This is a genomic window from Agromyces sp. NPDC058126, from assembly GCF_042884595.1.
Taxonomy (GTDB): Bacteria; Actinomycetota; Actinomycetes; order Actinomycetales; family Microbacteriaceae; genus Agromyces.
Genome location: NZ_JBHVTS010000002.1, coordinates 698,137 through 713,026 on the forward strand (window position 1 = coordinate 698,137; position 14,890 = coordinate 713,026).

General features: G+C 72.0%; 17 protein-coding genes. 9 read left to right on the top strand and 8 right to left on the bottom strand.

Going from position 1 to position 14,890, the window contains the following annotated elements:
- Positions 1–150: 150 nt before the first annotated feature.
- Positions 151–1,608: a PLP-dependent aminotransferase family protein gene (locus ACFVTR_RS08425; RefSeq protein WP_387036417.1), complete on the bottom strand. Its 1,458-nt coding sequence runs from the start codon at positions 1,606–1,608 to the stop codon at positions 151–153.
- A gap of 62 nt (positions 1,609–1,670) precedes the next feature.
- Between ACFVTR_RS08425 and ACFVTR_RS08430 the strand changes: the two genes are divergently transcribed.
- A complete protein-coding gene (locus ACFVTR_RS08430; RefSeq protein WP_387036419.1) occupies positions 1,671–2,309 on the top strand; it encodes a YitT family protein in 639 nt (212 codons plus the stop codon).
- Between the two features lie 64 nt (positions 2,310–2,373).
- On the opposite strand, the gene ACFVTR_RS08435 is transcribed toward ACFVTR_RS08430, so the two are convergent.
- Entirely contained in the window at positions 2,374–3,132 is a 759-nt protein-coding gene (locus tag ACFVTR_RS08435; RefSeq protein WP_387036421.1) for a MerR family transcriptional regulator, read from the bottom strand.
- A 200-nt stretch (positions 3,133–3,332) separates the two neighbouring features.
- Between ACFVTR_RS08435 and ACFVTR_RS08440 the strand changes: the two genes are divergently transcribed.
- The 5 genes from ACFVTR_RS08440 (at position 3,333) to crcB (ending at position 6,461) form a co-directional block, all read left to right on the top strand.
- Positions 3,333–4,235 carry a DUF4097 domain-containing protein gene (locus ACFVTR_RS08440; protein WP_387036423.1) on the top strand — a complete coding sequence of 301 codons (903 nt, stop codon included), beginning with the start codon at positions 3,333–3,335 and terminating at the stop codon, positions 4,233–4,235.
- Positions 4,232–4,918: a PadR family transcriptional regulator gene (locus ACFVTR_RS08445; RefSeq protein ID WP_387036425.1), complete on the top strand. Its 687-nt coding sequence runs from the start codon at positions 4,232–4,234 to the stop codon at positions 4,916–4,918. The genes ACFVTR_RS08440 and ACFVTR_RS08445 overlap by 4 nt, the downstream gene beginning before the upstream one ends.
- A 185-nt stretch (positions 4,919–5,103) precedes the next feature.
- Positions 5,104–5,640 (top strand): GNAT family N-acetyltransferase, encoded by a 537-nt coding sequence (locus ACFVTR_RS08450; RefSeq protein WP_387036426.1) that lies wholly within the window; start codon positions 5,104–5,106, stop codon positions 5,638–5,640.
- A 9-nt stretch (positions 5,641–5,649) separates the two neighbouring features.
- On the top strand, positions 5,650–6,084 hold the full coding sequence (locus ACFVTR_RS08455) for a CrcB family protein (protein ID WP_387036428.1): 435 nt from the start codon (positions 5,650–5,652) through the stop codon (positions 6,082–6,084).
- Positions 6,081–6,461 carry a fluoride efflux transporter CrcB gene (crcB, locus tag ACFVTR_RS08460; RefSeq protein ID WP_387036430.1) on the top strand — a complete coding sequence of 127 codons (381 nt, stop codon included), beginning with the start codon at positions 6,081–6,083 and terminating at the stop codon, positions 6,459–6,461. The genes ACFVTR_RS08455 and crcB overlap by 4 nt, the downstream gene beginning before the upstream one ends.
- 125 nt (positions 6,462–6,586) lie before the next feature.
- Here the strand turns inward: crcB and ACFVTR_RS08465 are convergent, their stop codons facing one another.
- The 4 genes from ACFVTR_RS08465 to ACFVTR_RS08480 all read right to left on the bottom strand — a co-directional run bounded on the left by ACFVTR_RS08465 (position 6,587) and on the right by ACFVTR_RS08480 (position 9,794).
- On the bottom strand, positions 6,587–7,843 hold the full coding sequence (locus ACFVTR_RS08465) for a Dyp-type peroxidase (protein ID WP_387036431.1): 1,257 nt from the start codon (positions 7,841–7,843) through the stop codon (positions 6,587–6,589).
- Positions 7,843–8,376: a copper chaperone PCu(A)C gene (locus ACFVTR_RS08470; protein ID WP_387036432.1), complete on the bottom strand. Its 534-nt coding sequence runs from the start codon at positions 8,374–8,376 to the stop codon at positions 7,843–7,845. The genes ACFVTR_RS08465 and ACFVTR_RS08470 overlap by 1 nt, the downstream gene beginning before the upstream one ends.
- 16 nt (positions 8,377–8,392) lie before the next feature.
- A complete protein-coding gene (locus ACFVTR_RS08475) occupies positions 8,393–9,064 on the bottom strand; it encodes a copper resistance protein CopC (RefSeq protein ID WP_387036434.1) in 672 nt (223 codons plus the stop codon).
- A 106-nt stretch (positions 9,065–9,170) separates the two neighbouring features.
- On the bottom strand, positions 9,171–9,794 hold the full coding sequence (locus ACFVTR_RS08480; protein ID WP_387036436.1) for a hypothetical protein: 624 nt from the start codon (positions 9,792–9,794) through the stop codon (positions 9,171–9,173).
- Positions 9,795–9,888: 94 nt separating this feature from the next.
- On the opposite strand from ACFVTR_RS08480, the gene ACFVTR_RS08485 reads away from it, so the two are divergent.
- A complete protein-coding gene (locus ACFVTR_RS08485) occupies positions 9,889–12,015 on the top strand; it encodes an APC family permease (protein WP_387036438.1) in 2,127 nt (708 codons plus the stop codon).
- A 9-nt stretch (positions 12,016–12,024) separates the two neighbouring features.
- On the top strand, positions 12,025–12,441 hold the full coding sequence (locus tag ACFVTR_RS08490) for a DUF1801 domain-containing protein (RefSeq protein ID WP_387036440.1): 417 nt from the start codon (positions 12,025–12,027) through the stop codon (positions 12,439–12,441).
- A gap of 22 nt (positions 12,442–12,463) precedes the next feature.
- Here ACFVTR_RS08490 and ACFVTR_RS08495 read toward each other — a convergent pair whose 3' ends face one another.
- The gene (locus ACFVTR_RS08495; RefSeq protein ID WP_387036441.1) at positions 12,464–13,639 is read right to left on the bottom strand and encodes an FAD-dependent oxidoreductase; all 1,176 of its coding nucleotides are present in this window, start codon (positions 13,637–13,639) and stop codon (positions 12,464–12,466) included.
- A gap of 188 nt (positions 13,640–13,827) precedes the next feature.
- Here ACFVTR_RS08495 and ACFVTR_RS08500 point away from each other — a divergent pair, with 188 nt between their 5' ends.
- Positions 13,828–14,037 (top strand): DUF3073 domain-containing protein, encoded by a 210-nt coding sequence (locus ACFVTR_RS08500; protein ID WP_386942265.1) that lies wholly within the window; start codon positions 13,828–13,830, stop codon positions 14,035–14,037.
- Between the two features lie 41 nt (positions 14,038–14,078).
- Here the strand turns inward: ACFVTR_RS08500 and ACFVTR_RS08505 are convergent, their stop codons facing one another.
- Entirely contained in the window at positions 14,079–14,885 is an 807-nt protein-coding gene (locus tag ACFVTR_RS08505) for an LLM class flavin-dependent oxidoreductase (RefSeq protein WP_387036443.1), read from the bottom strand.
- Between the last annotated feature and the right edge of the window lie 5 nt (positions 14,886–14,890).

Here is a 14,890-nt window from a genome sequence, read left to right on the forward strand (position 1 = left end):
CCGGCCCCGGGGGGCGTCGTTGGACCACCCGCCCCCGGCCCCCCCCCCCCGGGGGCCCCGGTGTGGCCGCGCGTGCCCGGGGGGGGCGGGTGGGGGCGGCGGACGCGCGCTGTCGTCCGCCGCCCCGCACTCGCGCGCCCGGAGCCCCGGTTACACCACGGCGGGCAGCAGGCCGGCGTCGACCGCCGGCATCCCCGCCATCGACTCCCAGGCGACCCGCAGCGCCTGCACGGCCGCTTCGGTCTCCGCGACTGGCTGGCAGATGGGCAGGCGCAGGAAGCGCTCGAAGGCGCCGTCGATGCCGAACCTGGGACCTGCGGCGATGAGCAGCCCCTGCGAGCGTGCCGCGAGGGCGAGCTGCGAGCTCACGGGCGCGCCGATGCCGATCCAGGTCGCGATGCCGCCGTCGACATGGGGCACGTGCCACTCGGGGAACGCCTCCGCGATGAGCTCCTCGAGGCGGTCGCGACCGGCGCGCAGCTCGGCGCGACGCAGCGCGAGGATCTCGTCCATGCGCGGCATCAGCCGCGTGACGAGGAGCTGCTCGAGGATGGGCGTGCCGAGGTCGCCCGGCGCGCGCACCGCCACGAGCTTGCGGATGAGCGTCGGCTCGGCGCGGATCCACCCGATCCTGACGCCGCCCCAGACGGTCTTGCCGACCGAGCCGATGAGCACGGCCGTTCCGGGCGGGCCGTAGGCCGCCAGCGGGAGCGGGGCGAACGGCCGATCGATGTCGAGCTCGGCGGTCGTCTCGTCGGCGATGACCACCGTGCCCTGCCGTGCGGCGGCGTCGAGCACGCGCTCGCGACCCGCCTCGTCGAAACTGCGGCCGGTGGGGTTCTGGAAGTCGGGCATCAGGTACGCGGTCGAGGGGTTCGCCCGGACGAAGGCCCGCTCGAGCGCCTCGACCTCGTCGTCGGCGGACGTCAGCGTGTCGATCGCGTCGTGCGGGCTGACCGGCACCGGCACGAGGCGGGCACCGGCGACTCGCAGGGCCTCGTAGGCGTGCGGGTAGGTCGGCGCCTCGATGACCGCGCGATCGCCGCGGCCGACGAGCACCCGGGAGAGCAGGGCGATCGCGTGCTGGGCGCCGATCGTGACCATGATCTGGTCGGGCGAGGTCGGCAGGCCGCGAAGGGCGTAGCGGTCGGCGATCGCCTGCCGCAGGGCCGGGGTGCCGATGGGGTCGAAGCCCGAGTCCCCGAGGTGGGCGGGCAGCTCCTCGGCGGCCTCGCGGGCGACCTCCGCGAGCCAGGGCAGCGCGGCCGGGGCCGCCTTCGAGAGGTCGAGCTGGAGGGCGGCGGGCGGCGCCGGCATCGCGGCGGGCGCCCCGGGCAGGCGGGCGACGCTGCCCGAGCCGCGAAGGCTCCTGAGCAGGCCCTGCTCGCGCAGGTGACGATAGGCGGCGGTGACGGTGGTGCGGCTGAGACCCAGCCGGTCGGCCAGCTCGCGCTCGGCCGGGAGGCGCGTCTCGACGCTCACCCGCCCGTCGAGGATGAGGAGGCGCACCCGCTCCGCGAGCGCGAGGTAGGCGGCGCCGCGGGCAGCGCCGCGCCAGTCGCCGAGGAGGTTCTCGAGCGCACGGGCGCTGAGCGTGGCATCCGACATGCGAGCCACTTTAGATGAATTGGCTACTTGCCAACAGTCCAATCGTGAAATTGGATGTCTCTATGCTCCGCCGTATCCCCCAACTGCTCATCGGGCTCGTGCTCTACGGCATCGCCGACGCGATGCTGATCCGCGCCGCCCTCGGCGTCGACCCGTGGACGGTCTTCGCCCAGGGATTCTCGAACCTCACGGGCATCGGCATCGGCTGGCTCACCAACCTCATCGGCCTCGCGGTCCTCCTGCTCTGGATCCCCCTGAAGCAGAAGCCCGGCGTCGGCACCGTGCTCAACATCCTGCTCATCGGGCCGAGCATCGAGCTCGGCCTCTGGTTCATCCAGACGCCGCCCGAGCTCTGGCAGCAGATCCTGCTCTTCACCGGCGGCCTGCTGCTGCTCGCCGTCGCGAGCGGCCTCTACATCGGCAGCCGCTTCGGCCCCGGCCCGCGCGACGGCCTCATGACGGGCATCCACGCACGCACCGGCTGGCCGATCTGGGTCGGCCGCACGATCGTGGAGGTCACCGTGCTCGCGATCGGCTGGGTGCTCGGCGGCGACGTCGGCTTCGGCACCCTCGCATTCGCGCTGCTCATCGGCCCGCTCTGCGGCTTCACGCTGCCGTTCTTCGCGGTGCCCGAGAAGGCGAAGCGGATGCCGCGCGACGAGGTCGCGGCCGAGCCCGACCCCGTGGCATCCACCGCCTGATTGGGTCGCACCGACGGCTGCGGCTCCCGAGGGAGGGACACCTCGGGAGCCGCAGCACTCTCGCCTAGAGCTCGCGCTCGGCGTACACGCGCAGTGCGTCGCGCACGAACTCGGCACCCTCTGCACCGCCGTAGTTCGCGCCGAAGCGCGGGTCGGCCACGTACATCTCGCCGAGACCGACGACGTACGCCTTGACGTCGCCGACGGGCACCGCCGTGGGCGTGCCGGGCACCGCGGTCAGCCACTCGACGTGGCGCTTCGCGAGCGCCTGCCCCTCGGGGCCGTCGGGCGCGACGCCCGACTCCGCGGCCGCGATCCAGTCGCGATTGAGCTCAGCCAGCCGGGCCTTCCACTCGCGCTGTCCGGCCTCGCCGAGGCCGCGCCACCAGCGATCGCCGGACGCGTAGGCCTCCGTGCCCCAGCGCTCCTCCACCTCCTGCTTGTACTCGGTGTGGTCGAATCCGTCGAACATCTCCTCTGCCATGAGTCGTTCACCTCCTTCCAGTCGTTCGATGGTCGTCTCGACCGACGCGATCTGCCGCGCCAGCCGCTGCTGCTCCTGGCGGAGCCAGCCGAGATGGGCCGTCAGGGCGTGCGCCTCGACGGCGTCGCCCTCGAGCACCTCGCCGATGGCGGGCAGCCCGAGCCCGAGCTCGCGCAGCAACAGGATGCGCTGCAGGCGCACGAGCGCGCGCTCGTCGTAGTGGCGGTACCCGTTCGCCGCGATGCGGCTCGGCGCGAGCAGGCCGAGGTCGTCGTAGTGACGCAGCGTCCGGCTCGTCGTGCCGGCGAGCTTCGCGATCTCCTGGATCGACCAGTCCATGTGCGGCCTCCTCTCTCTCGTGTTCTCCACGGTAGAACTTGACGTTGCGTCAATGTCAAGCACGGAGCATCCGATTGCGCTTGCATCTCGAGCAAACGCGATATATCGTGAGATTGTCGCGAACGCGATATATCGCGATACAGGGATTTCAGAGGGTCGGATGCCGCGGGCATCCCCTCGAACACGAAGGAGCACACGACATGACGATCGAGAAGTGGGTCATCACCCCCGGGCAATCACGGGTCATCGACCTCGAGCTCGTCCGCAAGCTCAAGGTCAGCCTCATCGGCGGCAAGGTCGACGTCATCGCCCACGACGAGCCCGGCGCCCGCGTCGAGATCTCCGGCGTCACCGGCAAGGACCTGATGGTGCGCATCGACGGCGACGCCCTCGAGATCGACCACCCGCAGCTCCGATGGGACAACTTCATCGAGGCGTTCAAGGGCTGGGCCGGCAACGCGAAGGCGCAGGTCTCGATCCTCGCGCCGCACGACGTGGCACTGAAGCTCGGCGTCGTGTCGGGCGACGCGCTCGTCTCGGGCTTCACGACCGACGCCAAGCTCAGCACCGTCTCGGGCGAGCTCGTGCTCGACAACCACGAGGGCGACGTCGAGCTCTCGAGCGTCTCGGGCGAGATCTCGGCGGGCAACCACACCGGCCGCATCACCGGCCACACGGTCTCGGGCGACATCGTCGCAACGGGCGACGTGCGGTCGTTCAACGTCGACACCGTCTCGGGCAACATGATGCTCGACGCGTTCGGCACGCCCGACCGCATCGACACCAACACGGTCGCGGGCGACCTCACCGTGCGCTTCGAGGGCGGCAGCGGCGCCCGGTACCGGGTCAACACCGTCGGCGGCACCGTGCTCATCGACGACACCACCATCAAGGGCGTGCTCGGCAAGGGCTTCGAGCGGGTCACCGGCGAGCTCGCGGGCCGCTGGCTCGACCTCGGCGCGAACAGCGTCTCGGGTTCGATCTCGGTGATCCGCCGCGAGCCCGCCGCGCAGCCGGCCTCTCAGCCGACCTCGGCCACTGCCGGTGCAGCGGCGGCCGGCGCCGGGTCGTCGAGCGAATCGGGCGACGAGGCCTCCGCATGACCCCGCCCGTCTTCGCCCACGGCAGCCTGCGCCTCTACCTGCTCGCCCTGCTCGAGGAGCGGCCGCGGCACGGCTACGAGCTGATCCAGGCGCTCTCCGACCGCTTCGGCGGCACGTACTCGCCGAGCGCCGGCACGATCTACCCCCGGCTCTCGAAGCTCGAGGAGGAGGGGCTCGTCACCAAGTCGAGCGACGGCCGCAAGACCGTGTACGAGATCACCGACGCCGGGCGCACCGAGCTCGACGCCCGCCGGCACGAGCTCGACGCCATCGAGGACGAAGTGACCGACTCGGTCAGGCGCCTCGCCGAGGGCGTGCGCGCCGAGGTCAACGACGCGATGCGCTCGCTGCGCGCCGAGCTCGCGAGCGCCGCGCGCGAGGCCAAGCGCGCCGCGAACACCACGACGGCTTCCGGGGCGGGGTCGGCGTCCGACTCCGGCGCCGGCTCGACGACCACCGTGGGCGACGCCGACGACTCCCGGGCCGCCGGCGTCGACGCCCGGGTCGAGTCGACGCGGGCGGTGCACGAGGCCGATCTCGTGCTCAATGAGTTCCGCCAGCGCGTGCGCACCGAGCTGCGCACGCAGGCCCACCGCGGGCTCGTGCCGCAGGAGACGGTCACCCTGCTGAAGGCTCGCCTCGCCCAGGTGCACGCCGACGTGGTCGCCACGCTCGACCGCTGACACGCTGCGGCGCTGCAGCGCTGCAGCGCTGCCGCGCTGCCGCGCTGCGGCGCTGCCGCTCTGCGGCTCGGGAGGAGATCGCACGATCGGGAGGAGCGGATCCCGCGAGGGGTCCTCCCGATCGTGCGATCTCCTCCCGTCGTGCTCCCGTTGTCGCTGTCGGAGGGCCGTGATTCGATGTCCGCATGGACGACGTCGAACTGCACCCGTGGTCCGAAGGCGACCTCGACCTGCTGCGCCGGGCGAACACGCCCGAGCTCATGGACTGGGTCGGCGGCGTCGAGACCGACGAGCAGGTGCAGGCCCGGCACGAGCGCTACCTGCGCCTCGCCGGCGAGGGGCGGGGGCAGCAGTTCCGCATCACGATCGCCGGACACCCCGAGGGCGTCGGCATCGTCGGCTACTGGCAGCACGAATGGAAGGGCGCGCCCGCCCTCGAGAGCGGGTGGTCGGTCGAGTCGGCGTATCGAGGCCGGGGCATCGCGCCGGTGGCCGTGCGACTGATGCTCGAGGCGGCGCGCACTGCCGGCGCGACGCTGCCTGTGCACGCGTACCCGAGCATCGACAACCCCGCCTCGAACGCCGTCTGCCGAAAGGCGGGCTTCACGCTCCTCGGCGAGGAGGACTTCGAGGTCGGCGGCGGGGTGCTGCGCACCAACGACTGGGTCGCCGAGCTCGCACACGCCCCCCGGCGGCCGCCCGGCGACGACCGCGGGGCGTAACCTCGACTCGTGCGCTCCTCCCCCGCCCTGACGCTCGTCGCCGTCGCGGTCGGCGGCGTGGTCGGCACGGGCCTGCGGCTCGGCTTCGATCTCGCGTTCCCGCACGGCGACGCCGAGTTCCCGCTCGAGACGCTCGTCGTGAACCTGCTCGGCACGCTCGCGCTCGGCTGGCTCGTCGGCGGGCTCTGGACGAGGCCGACGACGCCCACCTGGCTCAAGGCCGGGCTCGGTTCGGGGCTCATCGGCTCGTTCACCACGCTCTCGGCCGTGATGGCGTCGCTCCTCGTGCTCACCCGTGAAGGCGAGGCGTGGCTCGGCGCCCTCTATCTGCTCGTGTCAGTGGTCGGCGGGCTGCTGCTCGCGGCCCTCGGCCTGAAGCTGGGCTCGCGCCTCGCGCACCGCCCGATGCCGCACGAGGTCAGCGACGCGGGGTCCACGCTGTGAGCGGTTCGCTGAGTCCGCTCGTGGTCGCGGCGGTGCTGGGCGCGGGCGCCGTGGGCGCCGTGCTGCGCTACCTGCTTTCGAAGGCCTTCCCGGTGCGACCGGGGCACCTGCCGGGCGGCATCCTCATCGTCAACGTCATCGGTTCGGGCGTCGCCGGAGCGCTCATCGGTCTCGCAGAACGGGCGGCGCTCGACGGCGACCTGCGACTCGTGCTCGTCACCGGGTTCTGCGGCGGCCTCACGACGTTCAGTACCTGGAGCGTCGAGACGGTCGAGCTCGCCGCGGGCGGCCGGTGGCGCGCGGCGGTGCTCAACGTCGTCGTGACGCTCGTGCTCGGCCTCGGTGCGGCCGCGGCCGCGTACCTCGCGTTCCGCTGACCCTCGAGCCCCTCCTGCTGCTCGTGCAGGAGAATGGGTCCCAATCACTGCCCGACAGAGCAGTTCAGTGCGATTCTCCTGCACGAGCAGCGGCGCGCGCCCGTGGCATCCACTCGCCTCGTGCGTCAGACGAGCGTCTCGCCGACGTACCCGCCCTCGGCGCAGCCCGGCGGGATGGCGAAGACCGCCGAGCCGATCGGCGTCGTCCACTCGTTGAGCAGGTCGAGCTCGTCGAGCCGGCGCTGGATGGGCACGAACTGCCGGTCGACGTCGGCCTGGTACGAGGCGAACAGCAGCCCCGCGTCCGAGACCGCACCGTCGGCGGGCGACTCGTCGTAGTTGTAGCCGCGCCGGAAGATGCGCTCGCCGGGCACGTCCGTGCGCGAGCGACGCAGGTGCGAGAAGTCGCCGATCACGGGGAAGCCGACCGGGGTCAGCGCCTCGAAGTCGGGCTCGTCGTGCTCGTGCTCCCCGGTGAGCGGCGCGCCGCTGCCGAGCTTGCGACCGACCGAGGCCTCGCGGCCGGGCCGGTCGACGCGGTCCCAGCCGTCGAGGTCCATCGCGATGCGGCGCAGCACCATCGAGGTGCCGCCGGCGAGCCAGTCGGGGTCGCCGGCGTGCCACACGAGCTCGTCGAAGTCGGCGGTGCCCGGCACCGGGTTGACGGTGCCGTCGAGCTGCCCGAACAGGTTCCGCATCGTCGAACCGGATGCCTCGGCGCCCGCCGCCCGGCGGAATCCCTGCTGCGACCAGCGCACGCTCGCGAACGAGCGGGCGTCCTTCAGCAGCATGCGGGCGGCGTGGGCGATGGTCACCGGGTCGTCGGCGCCGAGATGGAGCAGCAGGTCGCCGCCGCTCAACTCGGGCCGCAGCCGGTCGATGCCGAAGGCGGGCAGCGGGCGCAGCCACTCGGGCGCCGTGCCGCCTGCGCGCTCGACGAGCCCCGGGCCGAATCCGAAGGTGACGGTGAGCCGGGCGGGCATGAGCGCGAGCTCGGGCTCGGTGTCGGCGAGCGGCGCGCGCCCCTGCGTGATGCGCGCCGCGTCGTCGCTCAGCACTCGGAGCATGCGGCGGATCGCCGCGGCGTCGACCTCGGAGACGAGGTCGAGCGCGATGAACCGTGCGTGCGCCTGCGGCGGGGTCTCGATGCCGGCCTGGCGGGCGCCGTGGAACGGCACGATCGCCTCACCGACGGCCGTCTCGAGCGCCGAGGCCGCCTCCGCCGCAGCGGTCGCCGCGGCGTCGGCGTTCGCGGCAGCCGCGAGCGCGCCGCCGATCGTCTGCGCCCCGAGCACGCTCACCGCACCGGCTCCGGCCGCGGCGGCACCTCCGAACAGGAGCTGCCGCCGCGAGAACCCGGAACCGCCGGGTTCGCCGGCCATCAGTGCGCCTCGTGCCCGTCGTCGTACTGCTCGTTGGCGCCCGCGTAGTCCTTCACGGGCGCGGTGACCTCGAGCGTCGAGCCGTCGTCGAACTCGAGGGTGACGGTGACCTCGTCGCCCGCCTGCACGGGGCCGGTGAGCCCCATGAGCATGACGTGGTTCGCGCCCGGCTCGAGCGCGAGGGTCTCGCCCGCGGGCAGCTCGAAGCCGCCCTCCTTCTGGCGCATCTGCATGGTGCCGTCGGACTCGACGGTCTCGTGCAGTTCGGCCATCTCGGCGGCATCGGTCGAGGCGCCGACGAGAGTGGCGTCGGGGCCGTCGTTCACGACGTTGCCGAAGAGGGCGGTCATGCCGTCATCGGCGGCCTTGACCCAGGCCTCCTCGACGGTGACGGATGCCGCGGCCTCGGCCGCGGCCGTCGGTGCGGCGGTCTCGCCCGTGGCGGCGCCGGCGGTGCCGGCGCATCCCGAGAGGAGCAGGAGGGCGGCGAGGGCCGCCCCGAGGGCAGGGGTGATCGCGGGGTGTCGCTGCATGATCGTGTCCTCGCGCTCAGGCGGTCGGGCCGTTGCCGGCGTCCGTGCCGTTGCCCGCACCGGGACCGGCGCTCTTGCGACGTGCGTTCACGATGACCGCGACGATGAGGGCGATGACCCCGAGGCCGCCGACCACGAACCCGGCGACGGCCCAGCCGTCGGGGCCGCTCGCCGTAGTGTCCTCGGCGTGGTCGCCGCCGGCGTGCTCGCCGTCGGCGTCGCTGCTCGCAGCGTCGTCGTGCGGGGCCTCCTCGGTCCAGGTGCCGGTCGCGTCGGCGCCGACGCCGAAGTCGATCGTGCCCTCGATGGGGTGGCCGTCGCTCGACACCGCGCGCCAGCGCGCCTGGTAGTCGCCCGAGAGGTCGGCCGGCAGGCTCGCGGTGACGTTCGCCCCGGCGATGACGGGGTCGCCGACCTCGATCTCCTCGCCGTGGTGGTCGACCACGACGACCGCGGTGCCGACCTCGATGATGTCGTTCGAGAACTCGAGCGAGACCTCGGTCGGTGCGGTGTCGAACACCTGGCCGGGCTCGGGGCTCGAGCCGATGAGCTCGTCGTGCGCCTGCGCGGCGGTGCCGCCGGTGAGGGCGAGGGCGGCGGCGAACGTGACGGCGGCAGCTGCGACGAGTGCGGTGCGGAGGCGGTTGGCAGGGGCCGCGACGGTCGCGGCGGTGGTGCGTTGGTTCATTCGGGAGTCTCTCTCCTCGTGCTCCGGACGGACGGCGTGCCGAGTCGCGCCGAGTGGGGCGCGAGGCATCCGGAGGCTTCGTGATGTTCCGCCGAACGGCGGAGGGTCAGACGAAGGCGAGGAGGGACGGCGGGCCGCGGTAGCGGAGGGCGGCGAAGCGAAGACGCGAGCGCAGTCGCGGCACCGCCGAGGCGCCGAGACCGAGAAGGCGGGAAGGAGCGGCGACCGGAACCGGCTCTGCCGCACGGCCGCTCAGCACGAGGACGAAGCGCCGGGTCGCGGCGGCGAGCGCCGACCAGGCGGCCCGCTCGATGATGAGGAGGTACACGATCGTGAGCGCGGCGGCGAGCGCGTGCCCGGCGAGCATCGCCGTGTCGCCGTGCCCGGCGTGCAGCGCCGAGGAGGCGGCCGCGCCGCCCGCGTCGACGAACGAGACCGTCTCGTGGTGCCCGTGGCCGCTCACGACGAACTGCCCGGTGCTCGAGCCCGCGCCCACCCCGAAGAGCAGGTGGAACGCGCCCTGGCTCACGAGCACCGCGAGCGCCGTGCGGACGGGCGAGGTGCGCCGGCCGACGAACGCGACCGAGGCGCCGAGCGCCACGATGCCGGCGAGCGCGAGACCGACCCCGCCGGGGGCTTCGCCACCGGCGACGCCGTGCGAGAACGCCGCGAGGAACAACGCGACCGAGGCCGTCGCGGCGCCGCGCGCGAGCTGCGTCGCACGGTTCACATCGGGCTCCTGGTGGTCGGTGTTCAGGGCAGAGCGCCTCAACTGTAGCAAGCCTGTCTTGACATGCGCCCGCGCAGGAGTAGTGTCATCCGCCGTGACGAACGAAGCGGGCGAACCGCCTGCAGAACTGAAGTCGCCGAAGCACTGGATCATCGGCGACCCCCTGCCCACCGAGAAGCTCGAGGGGCAGCTCCTTCCGAAGCACCTCGCGCTGCCGATCTTCGCGAGCGACCCGCTCTCCTCCGTGGCGTACGCCCCGCAGGAGCTGCTGATGATCCTGATGGTCGGCGGCCTCGCATTCCTCAGCTTCGCGCCGTGGGTGGCGCTCGCGGTCATCGTGCTGCTCGTGACCGTCGTGGCGAGCTACCGGCAGCTGATCCGCGCCTATCCCTCAGGCGGCGGCGACTACGAGGTCGCCCATCGCAACCTCGGCGAGAAGGCGGGCCTCGTGGTCGCCTCAGCGCTCCTCGTCGACTACGTCATGACGGTGGTCGTGTCGGTGGCCTCCGGCGTCGACAACATCATCTCCGCGATCCCCGAACTGAACCCGTTCCGCGTCGAGCTCGCGGTGCTCTTCGTCGTGATCCTCGCGGCGATCAACCTGCGCGGCGTCTCCGAGTCGTCGAAGGCCTTCGCGATCCCGACGTACCTCTTCATCGGCAGCGTGTTCGTCATGGTCGTCGTCGGGCTCGGCCGCACGCTGCTCGGCGATCCGCCGGTCGCCGAGTCGGCCGCCTTCGGCGTGCAGGCCGAGCAGATGACACAGGCGGCGATGATCCTCCTGCTGCTGCGCTCCTTCGCGAGCGGATGCTCCGCCCTCACCGGCGTCGAGGCGATCTCCAACGGCGTCCCCGCGTTCCGGGTGCCGAAGGTGCGCAACGCGCAACGCACCCTCGTCCTCATGGGCGGCATCGCGATCGTGCTGTTCGCGGGCCTCACCGCGCTCGCGATCATCTCGCAGGTCCACTACGCCGAGGATCCGTGCCACCTCATCGGCTGGACCGAGTGCGCCACCGAACCGCAGCGCAGTCTCATCGCCCAGGTGGCGGCGGCGACCTTCGGCGATTCGACCCTGTTCTTCTACGTGATCCAAGCGGCCACGGCGCTCGTGCTGCTGCTCGCGGCGAACACCGCCTTCAACGGCTTCCCGTTGCTCGGCTCGGTGCTCGCCCGCGACAGCTATGCGCCGAAGTCGCTCTCGACCCGTGGCGACCGCCTGATCTACTCGAACGGCGTGCTCATTCTCGCGCTGGCGGCCTCGGTCATCCTGATCGTGTTCCAGGCGAACCTGACCGTGCTCATCCAGCTCTACATCATCGGCGTGTTCGTGTCGTTCACGCTCGGGCAGACCGGCATGGTCCGCCACTGGCTGCGCGCGCTGCGCGCGCCCGACCGCTCGCACCCCTCGCGCGGCGGGAAACCGCATGCCGCCACCCAGGCACACGCCCAGGCGCAGGCCGAGGGCTCGAAGTCCCTCACCCGCGGCGCGATCTGGCGCGCGCTCGTGATCAACGCCATCGGTGCGGCGATGACCGCAGTCGTGCTCATCGTGGTCACGGTCACGAAGTTCACGCACGGCGCCTGGATCGTGTTCGTGCTCATGCCGATCCTGTTCTTCCTCATGATGGGCGTGCACCGCTACTACCGCGACGTCGAGAAGGAGATCGAGGTCGACCCGACGACGACGTTCGGATCGGCGGGCGACCACGCCATCGTGCTGGTGGGCCGCATGCAGAAGCCCACGCTGAAGGCGCTCGACTACGCGATCGCCGCGCGCCACGACTCGATCGAGGCCGTGCACGTCTCGATCGACGAGGCGCAGACGAAGCAGCTCAAGAAGGAGTGGGTGAAGATGAACATCCATGTGAAGCTGCGCATCCTGTCGTCGCCGTACCGCGACCTCAGCCACCCGCTCATCCAGTACATCAAGCAGCACCGCGAGGAGCACGGCTCCGAGGTGATCACGGTCTACATGCCGCAGTACATCGTCGGGCACTGGTGGGAGAACATCCTGCACAACCACAAGGCCCGTCGCATCCGGCAGAAGGTCATGCTCGTGCACGGCGTCACAGTCGCGCTCGTGCCCTGGCTGCTCGACTCCTCCGACCTGCTGTACGGTCGACGTTCGCGCCCGCTGCCGGGCCAGGACCGCCGCGGCGAGCCGCGCCGACCGGTGCCGCGCCGCCCGCTCGCCGAGAGCGAGTCGAAGCGCGGGCGGTAGGCTGCACGCATGGCGACAGGGCGCACGGATGTCCCGGTGGAGGTGTTCCTCGACGGGGTGACGCATCGGGTGCGACGCCGCGACGCCGCGACGCTCCTCGCCCTCATGGAACGCGTGACCGGGGAGACCGCCTACATGTGGGGCCCGTCGATCGTCGGGTTCGGCGAGTACCACTACACGTACGACAGCGGCCGTGAGGGCGTGACCCCGGCTGCGGCGTTCTCGCCGCGCAAGACGGCCATGACGGTGTACCTCGTGCCCGGGCTCACCGAGCATCCCGAACTGCTCGAGCGGCTCGGCCCGCACTCGACGGGCGTCGGATGCCTCTACATGAAGAACCTCGAGGACGTCGACCTCGGGGTGCTCGAGGCTCTCGTGCGCGAGTCGTACGAGGCCGTCACCCCGCCTGACGCCTCGGCCGAGTAGCGGGCGGCGCGAGCGTCTCGCGCTAGAGCATCGCCATGATCTGGCGGGCGATCATGCGGCCGGCCCGGCTCGCACCGATCGTCGAGGCCTGCGGCCCGTAACCGGCGAGGAAGACGCGCGGGTCGCTCCACGCCGCGCCCTGCCCGACCGTCACGCCACCGGCCTTCTCGCGGAGCTTCAGCGGCGCGAGGTGGCGCAGCTCGGGCCGGAACCCCGTCGCCCAGATGATCGCGTCGGCACGGGCGGTGCCCTGCTGCTCGCCGTCCCAGACGATGCGGTCGCCCTCGATGCGGTCGAACATGGGCCGGGCCACGAGCAGACCCCGCTCGATGCCGGCGGCGATGCGACGGCTCTTCGGCACGCCGGTGCCGCTCACGATCGACGGCAGCGCTCGCCCCGAGCGCGCCGCCTCGTCCTGCATGGCGACGGCCGCAGAGGCGCCCTCGAGGTCGAGCTCCTGGCGATCGATCCAGTCGATGGGTCGACGCGACACCCAGGTGAGGCCCGCGGCGACGTCTTCGAGTTCGAGCATGAACCCGATCGCACTCGTGCCGCCGCCGACGACGACGACGTGCTGGTCGCGGAAGTCCTCGGCCGAGCTGAAGTCGGAGGTGTGGAGGTGGCGCCCGGCGAACTCGCCCATGCCCGGGTAGAACGGCACGAACGGCGAGCCCCACGTGCCTGTGGCGTTGACGAGGAACTGGGTCGAGAGCTCGAGCTGCGGCGCCCCGACGGTCTGCGGCGCCTCGAAGGTCTTGCGCCGGCGGCCGAAGAGCCCGCGGGTCTTCAGCTCCTCGACGGGCTGCGGGCTCAGGTCCTCGTAGCGGACGAGGAGATCGACGCCCTCGTTCGAGACGGAACGCACGTTCATCGGTCGGCGCACCTGCAGGTCGAAATGCTCCTCGAAGCGACCGTAGTAGTCGGCGACGACGTCTTTCGCCGGGAGCGCGCGGTCGGCGGTGTCGAAGCTGAGGCCGAGCTCGCCGAGCCCGGGCAGGTCGTTCACCCGGTGCGCGGTGCCGAGCCGGAGCGACGACCAGCGGTGCTGCCAGGCGCCACCGGGGCCGGGCGCGCGATCGAGCATGACGAAGTCCTGCCCGGCGACGAGCTCGAAGCGACGGAGGTAGTACGCGACCGAGAGACCCGCTTGACCGGCCCCGATCACGACCACCTTGACGCGTTCGGGGCTCGTGTTCACACCCCAATCTCAGCATGTCTGGCTGTGTGCTCGCAGCATGTCCGCTGAAGGCATACAGCCGCGCTGTGGAGACCGCCGTCGGGTGCGATCGGCCGGTGCTAAACTGGCGGCTGGACGAATTCATTTATCAGATGAGCGCCGGGTGAAGACCAAATCCCACCCGGCCAGATGTCGTAAGGGGGTCACGCATGGGGCGCGGCCGTCAGAAAGCCAAGCACACCAAGGTCGCTCGGGAGCTGAAGTACTTCAGCCCGAACACCGACTACAACGCGCTTGAGCGCGAGCTCACCAGCTCGCAGCATGACGATTACAGCGATGAGGCGTCGAAGTGGGCGGAGTACGCCGATGACGACGACACCTATGTCGCGGGCGACGAACAGCGCGAGCAGCGCGCGTAGTCGCCACCGTCACGGTCACCGACGCACCTCATCGACTCTCGTCACTCCTCGCTGAAGCGTGCGTCCGCGACCGCGTCGTCGACCCATCCGGCCGTCGTCTCGGCGAACCGTTCGAGTTCGGCGAGTGAGTTCGTCGGCGTGATCGCTCGCACGACGACCTCGTCGGCGACGCCGTCGGCGAGATAGTCGGCGAGCCTCGCGGCCGACGAGATGGTGGCGTCGAGCGCGCCCGTGCCGAGCCGCGCGAAGTTCGCGGCGTACGCGGGCACCTGCTCGTACTTGTGCGCCTCGATCTCGAGGGCCGGGCGGGCCGCCTCGTCGGCGATGGTGCGCACGTACGTCACGACGCGCCCGTCCTCGGGCGAGCGGCCGGCCAGCGCTGCGGCGGCGCGCTGCTCGGCGGTCGCGGCCACCGCGGCGGCGGGCGTCAGCCAGTTGAGCAGCACGCCGTCGGCGAGCTCGGCGCCGAGGCGGCGCATCCGCGGTCCGAGGGCGCCAAGCACGATGGATGCCTCGCTCCGCCCCCGGAGTTCGGCGATCCCCGCTCGCATCAGGCCGAGGGGCCTCTCGGCACGCCCCGACCCGATGCCGAGCGCCGTGCGCTCGGCGGGGATGCCCGCGAGGTCGAGCGTCGCCACCGGGCGCCGGTCGATCGGGATGATCCCCGTGGCGAGGCGCAGGCGTTCGGTGACCTCGGCGGCCGCTCGCAGGCGTGCGAGGGAGTCTCCCCCGGGCACGTCGTTCACCCACAGGGTCTCGAAGCCGAGCCGTTCGAGGCGCGGGGCGAGCGCGGCGACGGCGCCGACCTCCGTCGTGCCGATGATGCCGAACGAGACCCGCGCGCGCATGCGAC

Bases quoted from the DNA above. Each gene is read 5' to 3' on its own strand.
- ACFVTR_RS08425 (WP_387036417.1), bottom strand. From the start codon at position 1,608: ATGTCGGATGCCACGCTCAGCGCCCGTGCGCTCGAGAACCTCCTCGGC.
- ACFVTR_RS08440 (WP_387036423.1), top strand. From the start codon at position 3,333: ATGACGATCGAGAAGTGGGTCATCACCCCCGGGCAATCACGGGTCATC.
- ACFVTR_RS08465 (WP_387036431.1), bottom strand. From the start codon at position 7,843: ATGGCCGGCGAACCCGGCGGTTCCGGGTTCTCGCGGCGGCAGCTCCTG.
- ACFVTR_RS08500 (WP_386942265.1), top strand. From the start codon at position 13,828: ATGGGGCGCGGCCGTCAGAAAGCCAAGCACACCAAGGTCGCTCGGGAG.
- ACFVTR_RS08475 (WP_387036434.1), bottom strand. From the start codon at position 9,064: ATGAACCAACGCACCACCGCCGCGACCGTCGCGGCCCCTGCCAACCGC.
- ACFVTR_RS08490 (WP_387036440.1), top strand. From the start codon at position 12,025: ATGGCGACAGGGCGCACGGATGTCCCGGTGGAGGTGTTCCTCGACGGG.
- ACFVTR_RS08430 (WP_387036419.1), top strand. From the start codon at position 1,671: ATGCTCCGCCGTATCCCCCAACTGCTCATCGGGCTCGTGCTCTACGGC.
- ACFVTR_RS08445 (WP_387036425.1), top strand. From the start codon at position 4,232: ATGACCCCGCCCGTCTTCGCCCACGGCAGCCTGCGCCTCTACCTGCTC.
- ACFVTR_RS08435 (WP_387036421.1), bottom strand. From the start codon at position 3,132: ATGGACTGGTCGATCCAGGAGATCGCGAAGCTCGCCGGCACGACGAGC.
- ACFVTR_RS08505 (WP_387036443.1), bottom strand. From the start codon at position 14,885: ATGCGCGCGCGGGTCTCGTTCGGCATCATCGGCACGACGGAGGTCGGC.
- ACFVTR_RS08470 (WP_387036432.1), bottom strand. From the start codon at position 8,376: ATGCAGCGACACCCCGCGATCACCCCTGCCCTCGGGGCGGCCCTCGCC.
- ACFVTR_RS08450 (WP_387036426.1), top strand. From the start codon at position 5,104: ATGGACGACGTCGAACTGCACCCGTGGTCCGAAGGCGACCTCGACCTG.